The sequence below is a fragment of the Helcococcus bovis genome (assembly GCF_046035835.1).
GTDB classification, from domain to species: Bacteria; Bacillota; Clostridia; order Tissierellales; family Peptoniphilaceae; genus Helcococcus; species Helcococcus bovis.
The window spans coordinates 1-2,786 of record NZ_JBFNGB010000039.1; the positions used below are offsets into that span (position 1 = coordinate 1).

The window sequence follows — 2,786 nt, forward strand, 5'->3', positions numbered from 1 at the left end:
TTTGTAAGTGCTTTTTTATAATAATTAAATTTATAATTATTGTTTTTCTCCAAATATTGTATTTGAAATTTCTAAAATAAATCCTTGCGGATCTCTAATCTGTATAGAAATCCATAATCCTTTTTCTTTTTCTAATATTGCTTTATGTTCTTTTTTAGTTAATAAATCAGAATTTTTATCAATTAAAATCTCTGTTACTCTCGGAATTTTATTATTTACTAAAGGTATCTTAAATAAAGATTTATCATCTATATTTTTTTTATATTTAATCTCTCCATTATTTAAGGTATCGCTGGATATATTTATATCTGCATATACATTTTGATTTTCTGTATTAAAAGTTATATCATCTTTTTGTTCAATTCTAATTTTTAATTTATATGAATTATCATCTATATAATCTATCATGGCAACTATATTAGAATACTGTTTATCTTTAAGAGTTCCTTCAGCAAATAATGATTTTTTTTCTATTTTTTTTACTTCTGCATCTTTTGTATTTTTAGTATTTATCTCTTTAAGATCATTATTCTTACATGATACAAATATTAAGGACAAAAATATAAATAAAATAAGCTTATGTTTTTTCATATTAATTTATCCTTATAGCTTTATGAAATGTTCTATAACTTCCCTTTACTCTAATAGGATCTTCTGTTAATTCACAATTAAAATTCATTTCAGAAATTAATCCTGATACATCTGCTATTTCTTTACCAGCAATCAGTTTATAATTTCCTCCCGCAGGAACATTCCAAGTAATACTTGTTGATGTTTCTCTTGAACCAACATATCCCATTTCAAAATTTATACTGGATTTAGCTAATAATACATTCATATCAGCTGTTACCCCAGCTTTAAGAGATAATGTACTTGTTAATGTGACCCTATGAGTAACAGTCGAAGAAATCGGACTACTATATGCCATATGAGTGAATTGTTCTGATCGACTTCTACTAACACTTGATTCACTATATGATGTATACGGCTGACATCGTATTGAATTAGGTACTATATACCCGATAGCATTTGTATTGTTTAAATTAAATAAAAATAATAATGCAAACATTGATAAAATTATTCTTAATTTTTTCATATCCTCCCCCTGGAAATTTATATACATTTTTAATTATAACTATTGGTTGGCATTATTATATAATAACATGCTGATTATGTCAACGTTTTCTAAATTTTTATAGTAAAGTACTAAACCAATATATTTTATTCCTATTGAAAATTATTATTTTTTTATTATCAATAATTAGGCCGGTACTAGTTTATCCCATTTATTATTCGGTTTATTTTAACTTTTATACATTATTTTTACTTGTATCTATATGTTATGTTATTATATAAGCTATTTTGTATTATAGAATTCTACAATAAATACCCATAGGTCACAAGTAGTCGCATAGTGCATAGGTAGTCGCATAGTGCATAGGTAGTCGCATAGTGTATAGGTAGTCGCATAGTGTATAGGTAGTGTTAGTGGATTAATTCACATTGTCAAAAAGCTTTGAAAAACTTTAAACGAAACAAGGATTGAGGTCTTATTTCTTCTTGTATGGAATACAAAAGAGAATTAGAATTTTTACACTCTAATTCTCTCTATGTGTTACTTTAATTCTTTGCCAATACTACTTGTATTGTTAGTATTTGACGAAAAAACTAAATTAAATACCTCTTAATTATATATGTATCTATATTTATAGAATAATATTTTTTAAGCATATTAATTAAATTCTTACTTTTTAATCATTTGATGTATAAATAAAATATCGTTATTTTTTTTAGTTAACCTATTTTTAATCTCATATTGTGATTAAAAATTTTTCTTACTTATTTTTTAATCTTCTTTTCTTTTTTTATTCCAAGGAATGTTAATAAACCTCCCACAACGAACATAATACCTGCATATACGCTTGGATTAAATGCATCTCCTGTTTCAGGATTGTCTACATGTGGTTTCTTTGGTTCCTCAGGTTTCTTTGGTTCCTCTGGTTTCTTTGGTTATACCGGTTTTTCAAAAACAACTTTTACTACACTTATTATTATTGTTTTTCCATCATCCGATGTATCCGTTTTAACTACTTTATAATCTTTTCCAATTACTTCAGTTGTTTTGTTATTTACTTCTTCAACTGTTAAATTTTCAAAAACATCTAAAAGAAGTAACTCCTAAGCTTTTTGATGTATATAATTTTTCATTAAATCAGGACTAAAAAATTTCATCCCTATTTTTGACTATTTTACGGATGAAATCTCTATTTTTAACATTTTCATCTGCTTTTATCAGCATATTTTACGGATGAAATGTTCAATTTCATTAATTTCATCTGCTTTTATCGAAGTAATTCACATTCATACTTAAAATTTACGGACAAAAATGGCGAATAAAGACTTTTTGTCTGCTATTTTCTTCAAAAGATTCAAAATTTTACGGACAAAACATGGAAATTTTTGAAATCTGTCTGCTTTTAATTATAAAAAAAATGTAACAATATTCACATTAAAATTTTATCACATTTCTACCATAATTTTATAAGTAGGAATTATGAGAAAATTACAAATTTATATCCAATAACAATATCGACTACATCTATAACTAATTATTCGAAGAAAAACAAAAACTAGTTAAACCGCATAAACACTTTAAGTATGTATTAATAATGCATAGGTTTTAGCACCATATTTTTATATCTAACTTAAAAAGTCAGATATCATAATACACATGTTTTATTAACGTTTTCTTTATTTTTATCATAAAAAAATAGCCCCTTATATTT

The 2,786-nt window shown here is 24.9% G+C and carries 2 protein-coding genes; both read right to left on the reverse strand.

Features of this window, described 5'->3' with window-relative positions; translation table 11 throughout:
• Window positions 1-36 precede the first annotated feature (36 nt).
• Window positions 37-591, reverse strand: a complete 555-nt coding sequence (locus tag ABGF48_RS08375; RefSeq protein WP_408105887.1) for a hypothetical protein — start codon at window positions 589-591, stop codon at window positions 37-39.
• A gap of 1 nt (window position 592) precedes the next feature.
• Window positions 593-1,096 carry a hypothetical protein gene (locus tag ABGF48_RS08380; RefSeq protein ID WP_408105888.1) on the reverse strand — a complete coding sequence of 168 codons (504 nt, stop codon included), beginning with the start codon at window positions 1,094-1,096 and terminating at the stop codon, window positions 593-595.
• Window positions 1,097-2,786: the final 1,690 nt, after the last annotated feature.